7 protein-coding genes are annotated in these 7009 nt (G+C 73.2%); 3 read left to right on the top strand and 4 right to left on the bottom strand.

The window, feature by feature from the left end; genetic code table 11:
- Positions 1 to 154 precede the first annotated feature (154 nt).
- On the top strand, positions 155 to 2071 hold the full coding sequence (locus tag ACFP2V_RS31660) for an HAD-IC family P-type ATPase (RefSeq protein WP_381218714.1): 1917 nt from the start codon (positions 155 to 157) through the stop codon (positions 2069 to 2071).
- Positions 2068 to 2391, top strand: coding sequence for a metal-sensitive transcriptional regulator (locus tag ACFP2V_RS31655; RefSeq protein ID WP_381218713.1), 324 nt, complete (start codon positions 2068 to 2070; stop codon positions 2389 to 2391). Before ACFP2V_RS31660 ends, ACFP2V_RS31655 begins: the two co-directional genes overlap by 4 nt.
- Before the next feature lie 138 nt (positions 2392 to 2529).
- Here the strand turns inward: ACFP2V_RS31655 and ACFP2V_RS31650 are convergent, their stop codons facing one another.
- The 3 genes from ACFP2V_RS31650 to ACFP2V_RS31640 form a co-directional block, all read right to left on the bottom strand.
- A complete protein-coding gene (locus ACFP2V_RS31650; RefSeq protein ID WP_381218712.1) occupies positions 2530 to 3261 on the bottom strand; it encodes a F510_1955 family glycosylhydrolase in 732 nt (243 codons plus the stop codon).
- Between the two features lie 130 nt (positions 3262 to 3391).
- Positions 3392 to 3799 (bottom strand): (2Fe-2S) ferredoxin domain-containing protein, encoded by a 408-nt coding sequence (locus tag ACFP2V_RS31645; protein ID WP_381218711.1) that lies wholly within the window; start codon positions 3797 to 3799, stop codon positions 3392 to 3394.
- Entirely contained in the window at positions 3796 to 5775 is a 1980-nt protein-coding gene (locus ACFP2V_RS31640) for a heavy metal translocating P-type ATPase (protein ID WP_381218710.1), read from the bottom strand. Before ACFP2V_RS31640 ends, ACFP2V_RS31645 begins: the two co-directional genes overlap by 4 nt.
- 96 nt (positions 5776 to 5871) lie before the next feature.
- Here ACFP2V_RS31640 and ACFP2V_RS31635 point away from each other — a divergent pair, with 96 nt between their 5' ends.
- A complete protein-coding gene (locus ACFP2V_RS31635) occupies positions 5872 to 6261 on the top strand; it encodes an ArsR/SmtB family transcription factor (protein ID WP_381218709.1) in 390 nt (129 codons plus the stop codon).
- Between the two features lie 395 nt (positions 6262 to 6656).
- Here ACFP2V_RS31635 and ACFP2V_RS31630 read toward each other — a convergent pair.
- Positions 6657 to 7009, bottom strand: a 353-nt coding sequence (locus ACFP2V_RS31630; protein ID WP_381218708.1) for a CBS domain-containing protein, incomplete at its 5' end; no start/stop codon positions are given.

Here is a 7009-nt window from a genome sequence, read left to right as displayed (position 1 = left end):
CCATCACCGCCGAGGGGCTACCCCGCCATACCCATCTGACCGTTGAGTTTTCCGGTCAGGAGCTTGATCGTCGACGACGGGGCTTCCGTGCTGCCTCCCCGTCCGCGCCCGTGCCGTGCACGTGGACGGCGGTCGGGCGGCATCATGACCTGTCGTGCTGCTGTGCCTGGCCTACCTCGCCGTGCCCAACACCTTCACCCTCCTGCGCCTGCTACCGAGGAGCGAGCGGGACAAAGACATCGAGATCCTCGCGCTGCGGCACCAGCTGCCGGTCCTGCAGCGCCAGGTCGGCAAGCCCGTGTTCACCGACACCGACCGCGCAGTCCTCGCCGGCCTGCTCCACCACCTCCCGATCGACAAGCTGCGCCACCTCTTGCTGCTGGTACGCCCGGACACCATCGTGCGCCGGCACCACAACCTGCTCAAACGACGCCACGCTGCGCACCGCGCACCCCGGCGGCGCGGACGACCGCCCACCGTCCGATCGATCCGCGCCCTGGTGCTGCGTCTGGCACGCGAGAACAGCTCCTGGGGGTATCGGCGCATCCACGGTGAGCTCGCCACGCCGGGTGTCAAGGTCGCCGCCTCCACCGTCTGGGAGATCCTCCGCGAGCGCGGCATCCCGCCCGCGCCCGCACGGCAGAGCACCACCTGGGCCGACTTCCTGCGCGGCCAGGCCGACGCGCTGCTCGCCTGCGACCTCTTCGAGACCCGCACCCTGACCGGGGTGCGCCTGTACGTCTTCGCCGTCATCGAGCACACCACCCGCAGGATCCGGATCCTGGGCGCGACCGCACACCGGACTTTCACCGTGCTGGACAAGACCGGCACCGGCACAGAGGGAAAGCCCGTCCTGACCGACGTCCAGCCCGTCGGCGGATTCGACGAGACCGTGCTGCTGCGGCTGGTGGCGGGGGCCGAGGCCGACAGTGAACACCCGCTCGCGCAGGCCATCACCGCCGGCGTCCGCGACCGCGGCCTGCGCCCGCTCGCGGCGACGGGCTTCGGCTCGGTCACCGGCAAGGGGGTTCAGGCCACCGTCGCCGGGCACGCCGTCCTGGTCGGCACCGCCCGGCTGCTGGGTGACGTCGGCATCGACACCACCGCCCTGGCCCCCGTCGCGGCCGCCCTGGCCGCCGAGGGCAAGACCCCCGTGCTCGCCGCAGTGGACGGACGGCCCGCCGGCGTGCTCGCCGTCGCCGACACCGTCAAGGACGACTCCGCCGCGGCCATCGCCGCCCTGCAGCGCCTGGGCGTCGACGTCGTGATGCTCACCGGCGACAACGCCCGCACCGCCGCCGCCATCGCCGCCCAAGTGGGCGTGGGCCGGGTGCTGGCCGAGGTGCTGCCCGAGCCCAAGGCCGACGAGATCCGCCGTCTGCAGGGCGAGGGCCGCACCGTCGGCATGGTCGGCGACGGCATCAACGACGCGCCCGCCCCGGCCGCCGACGACGACGGCCTGGCCCTCGGCATCGGCACGGACGTGGCCGTGGTGGCCGCCGACATCACCCTGATCTCCGGCTCGCTCGGCGGTGTCGTCACCGCGATCCGGCTGTCGCGGGCCACGATGCGCAACATCCGGCAGAACCTGTTCTTCGCCCTGGTCCACAACGCCGTCGGCGTCCCCCTCGCCGCCGGCGCCCTGTATCCGCTGTGGGGCATCCGGCTCAGCCCGGTCATCGCCGCCGCGGCCACGGCACTCAGCTCGCTGTCGGTCGTCACCAACGCCTCCCGGCTGCGCCGCTGGCACACCCAGCCGCTGCCCGAGGCCCGGCCCAGCCCCGTCCAGCCCCGTGTCGAGTCCGCTGCCGACCGGGGTCCGGACGGCAGCACGGCCGCCACGGCGAGCAAGGGACACCACCACCCTGCCTCTCAGGGCGGCGACACCGTGGTCACGGACCCGTTCTGCGGCATGCAGGTGGACAAAGCGACCGCCGCCGAGCACCGGCACACCGAGCACGGCACCTACTCCTTCTGCTCCGCCCACTGCGCCACCACGTTCGACGCCGCCCCAGAGCGTTACACCGCTCCCACGACCGGCGGCACGAGCGAGGGAGGCGGCATGCGATGACCACCGTCACCCCGCGCCACGAACACGGGAACACCCCGGTACCGGGATACGCCGAGCACAAGGCCGACCACCTGGCCCGTCTGAACAAGATCGAAGGCCAGATCCGCGGCATCTCCCGCATGGTCACCGACGATCGCTGCTGCGTCGACGTCCTCACCCAGATCAGCGCCGCCGGCCGTGCCCTGCAGCAAGTCGCCCTTGGCCTCCTCGACGACCACGTACGCGGCTGCGTCACCGACGCTGCCCGCACCGGCCCCGCCCGGGCCGAGGAGAAGTACGCCGAACTCAGCGACACCCTGCGTCGCGCCCTGCGTCTGTGAAGGTTGCCGAACCGGCCGGTACGGGCAGCGTCGTTGGGGCGTGCCTGGCGGCAATGCATTGCGGACACACCGCCCCGTCCATGGGAGGGGGTGAGCGCATCTGCGGGCTCGGCGGGTCTCATGGGCCGGCCGTCTCCTTTAGGGGCGTTCCGCTTGGCTGTCCGGCCGGTGGAGCGCGGTCCAGGTGCGGCCGCCGTCGGTGGATTCGTAGATGGTGTCGGTGCTGTCGGCGGCCAGCAGATGCCGGGCGGTTGCGGCGGTGAGCACGGTGGGCTCGCCGCCGGTGGGCAGGCGGCCCTGTTCGGTCCATGTCTGGCCGCCGCGGCTGGTGACCAGGCGGCCGTCCGCGGCCAGTGCGACCAGCAGCCCGGACTCCGGTTCGTCGACCGCCACCAGAGCCGGGGCGCCGGGGACGGCCCGGAGGCTGCGTGCGCCGTCGGTGCTGTGGACGAGGCCCTTGCCGGTGGCCGCCCACACCGTCGCGGGGCTGTCGGCGTGGGCGGCGAGGTCGAGCAACGGCAGGCCGGCGCGGATGTCCCAGGTGCGGCCGCCGCCGGTGCTGGCCCACACCTTTGCGCTCTGGCCGTCGAAGCCGTAGAGGGTGCCGCCCGCCTGCTGGAGGGCGTGAAAGTCGGCGCGGCCCTCGGCGGAGAGGGTCTGCCACGTCCTGCCGACGTCCGTGCTGCGGATCAGGCCCAGGTGGGGTGAGCGGGCGGCGGGGTCGGCCGGGGAAGGGTGGCCGCTGGCCAGGAAGGTGGACGGGCCGGTGACGGTGAAGCCCATGGTGTCCTGGTAGCGGCCGGCCACCCGGGTCGCGGTCCCACTGTCCAGGCGGAAGACGCCGTGGTGGCCGGCGGCGTGTGTCGTCAAACCCTGTCATCAATCACCATCGGATCTGATTGGGTCGGCGCCGACCCGGCACCCGGGGATGTCCGGGTTCATTGGACGCCTGCCGCGTTTGTCGGCAAACGATGGCCGACAAACGCGGCGGGCGTCGGGGTCATGCGTCGTGGAGTTCGGCGCGGACGCGGCGTGAGGGCTGGAAGGTGTAGAGGTCGAGGATGCCGGGCGGGTCGGTGAGGCCGGGGCCGCCGTTGGTGACCCAGGTGGTGATGTCGGTGGTGGCGTCGGGGTCGTTGACCAGGCCGAGCCAGACGGGGGCCCCGCCGTTCCTGCGACCGTCGGCGGAGGGCTGGACGACGATGACGTTGGCGCGTTCGCACGCGTCGAGGCAGTCGGTGACGCGTACGGTCGCCGTGCCGTCGAGGGCCTGGCGCAGGTCGCGCAGCTGGGCTGTGTGGTCGAGGCCGGGGATCTTGGGGGTGCCACAGCAGCAGCCGCGGCAGACGGTGACGGTGGGCCGTGCCGCCCCCGGAGCGGGGGCCGTGCGGCGGGTGCGTTTGCTCACGCGGTGTCCTTGGTGAGTCGGGGCCAGGCGGCCTCGCGCAGCAGGCGCAGGCCGTTGAGGCCGACGATGACGGTGGAGCCCTCGTGTCCGGCGACGCCCAGGGGCAGCGGGAGGGTGCCGATCAGGTCCCAGGCGACCAGGGCGGTGATGAACACCCCGGCGATGGCCAGGTTCTGGATGACCAGGCGGCGGGCGGTGCGCGAGAGCTGTACGACGGCGGGGACGGTGGCCAACTCGTCGCGGACCACGACGGCATCGGCGGTCTCCAGGGCGAGGTCGGAGCCGGCCTTGCCCATCACGATGCCGGAGTGGGCGGCGGCCAGCGCGGGGGCGTCGTTGACGCCGTCGCCGACGACCAGCACCCGCCGACCCTGGGCCTCCCACTCCTTCACCGCGGCCACCTTGTCCTGGGGCAGCAGCCCGGCGCGGACCTCGGTGATGCCGACCTCGGCGGCCAGATGCCGGGCGGCGCGCTCGTTGTCGCCGGTCAGCAGCACCGGGACGCGGCCGGTCAGCCGGGTGAGGGCGGCGACGGTGGCCGCCGCGTCCGGCCGCAGCCGGTCGGCGACGCCCAGCACCCCCACCGGTGTTCCGTCGCGGAGTACGGCGACCGCGGTACGCCCGGCATCCTCCAGCTCCCGCACCGCCTTCTGGTGGGCCGGGTCGGCGGCATCGTCCAGCAGCCGGGCGGGCGCGCCGACCCGGACGGTGTGGCCGGCGACGGTGGCGGTGACGCCCTGCCCCGGGGTGGAGGTGAAGTCTTCTGCCTCGTCGGCCAGGGGCAGGCCGCGTTCGCGGGCGGCGGCGACCACGGCGCGGGCGAGCGGGTGCTCGCTGGGGTGCTCGGCCGAGGCGGCGAGGGCGAGCAACTCGTCCTCGGTCAGGGCGCCGCCGGGCAGCGGGCGCAGGTCGGTGACGTGGGGGGTGCCCTCGGTCAGGGTGCCGGTCTTGTCCAGCGCGACCGCGTCGACCTGCCCGAGGCGTTCCATCACGACGGCGGACTTGACGAGCACACCGTGACGTCCGGCGTTGGCGATCGCGGACAGCAGCGGCGGCATGGTGGAGAGCACCACCGCACAGGGCGAGGCGACGATCATGAACGTCATCGCCCGCAGCAGGGCCGACTGCAACGCTTCGCCGAAGGCGAGCGGGACGGCGAAGACAGCCAGGGTCGCGATGACCATGCCGATCGAGTAGCGCTGCTCGATCTTCTCGATGAACAGCTGGGTGGGGGCCTTGGTCTCGGAGGCCTCCTCGACCATCTTCACGATCCGGGCGATCACCGAGTCCGCCGGATCCCGATCCACGCGCACGCGCAGGGCGCCGGTGCCGTTGACGGTGCCGGCGAACACCTCGTCCCCGGCCTGCTTGGCGACCGGCAGGGGTTCGCCGGTGATGGTGGCCTGCTCGACGTCGCTGGCCCCGTCGAGGACCTGGCCGTCGGCGCCGATCCGCTCGCCGGGGCGAACCAGGATGGTGTTCCCGACCGTCAGGCGCTCGGTGTCGATGGTCTCCTCGGTGCCGTCCGGCAGCAGCCGGGTCGCGGTGGTGGGGGCGAGGTCGAGCAGGCCGCGCACGGAGTCGGCGGTGCGGGCGGTGGCGACCGCCTCCAGGGCGCCGGAGGTGGCGAAGATGACGATCAGCAGCGCGCCGTCGAGGACCTGGCCGATCGCGGCCGCTCCGAGGGCGGCGACGACCATCAGCAGGTCCACGTCCAGCGTCTTGCCCTTCAGGGCCTTCAAGCCCTCCCAGCCCGGCTCCCAGCCGCCGGTCGCGTAGGTCGCGGCGAACAGCGTCCCCCACAGCCAGGCCGGCCCGTCGAGCAGGTAGACGGGCAGGGCGAGCAGGAACAGCACCAGCGAAGCCAACGCCCACCGGGCCTCCGGCAGCGCCAGCACGCGGGTGTGGCGCCGCGGCAGGGCGGGACGCGGCCCGGCGGCGGCCGGCGCGGACCGCTGGTCCAGGACGGGGGACATGACGAAGCAACCCTTCACGGGTGGGCAGGGGAACCGGCCCCCACCGTACAGGAACATTTGAACAGGTCTTCATATGTTACCGCTAGGATGGGCGCCATGGGTCACGGAGCCGACGACAGGAACAACGCCACCCCGCGCGAGCGGCTGGACGCGGCGGGGGCAACCGACGTCGCCGCGACCCTCCAGGCTCTGGCCACCCCCTCCCGGCTGTACATCCTGGCCCGGCTCCAGGAAGGCCCCTGCTCGGTCGGCGACCTCGCCGACTCCGTCGGCATGGAAGCCTCCGCCTGCTCCCACCAGCTGCGCCTGCTGCGCAACCTCGGCCTGGTCACCGGCGAACGCCACGGCCGTTCGATCGTCTACTCGCTCTACGACAACCACGTCGCCGAACTCCTCGACCAGGCCCTCTACCACGTCGAGCACCTGCGCCTCGGTCTGCACGACGCCCCGGCCCGCGCGGCCGCCCCGGCCGCCGCCGGGCGCTAAGCAGGCGGCAGGCGCCCCGCTGCCCGGCGCTTCAGCTCTGTTCGCCGTCGTCGTCCTCGTCCGGCTCCGGCGCGTCCGGGTCGCACAGCGGGCGCAGGGCGCCGGCGGCCGCCCATTGCATCGGATGCGAAGAGACGACACCCAACCTGGAAGTCACCCCCGAACCACGGGCGAGCGGTCCCACCAGGGACGTTGACCTCGACATCGCGCGGAACCACGCTAGCCGTCACGGCGGCGCCTTTGCGGGCGCGTCACTCCATCGGGCGGTTGACCTGCGAAGACGTCCCCAGGTTCGCATCTGATGCGATAGACGGAGAGTGATCGTGGGTGGGAACGGTCTCGTGCCGGGAGCTGCTCAACTGCACCTGGTGGTCGGCCCTCCCGGGGCAGAACACTCAGCCCGCCCGGGTGGCGGCGAGGTGGGCGTCCACGGCGACGACACCGTCGACGCCCTGGCAGAGGCCCACGACCACCGGGACGAGCCGCGGTTCCGGGACGTGTCCCCGAAGGGTGACGACCCCGTCCCGGACCTCGACCGCGACGGTGCCCTCGTCCAGGCCGAGGATGCGCCCCAGGACGTCCTGCTCGACCTCGCCGCGGATCTCGACGTCGGAGCGGATGAAGGCGTCGAGCAGGTCGCTGCGGGTGACGATGCCGGTGAGGAGCCCGTCGTCGCCGACCACCGGCAGCTGCTTGACGTGCCGCCTGCGGAGTTCCCGCGCGGCCCGGGGGATCGTCCAGTCGGCGC

This window comes from Streptomyces incanus (genome assembly GCF_042656345.1).
Lineage (GTDB): Bacteria > Actinomycetota > Actinomycetes > Streptomycetales > Streptomycetaceae > Streptomyces > Streptomyces incanus.
Note: the sequence above shows the minus strand (reverse complement) of the source record. Positions and strands in the feature narration are given on the sequence as shown.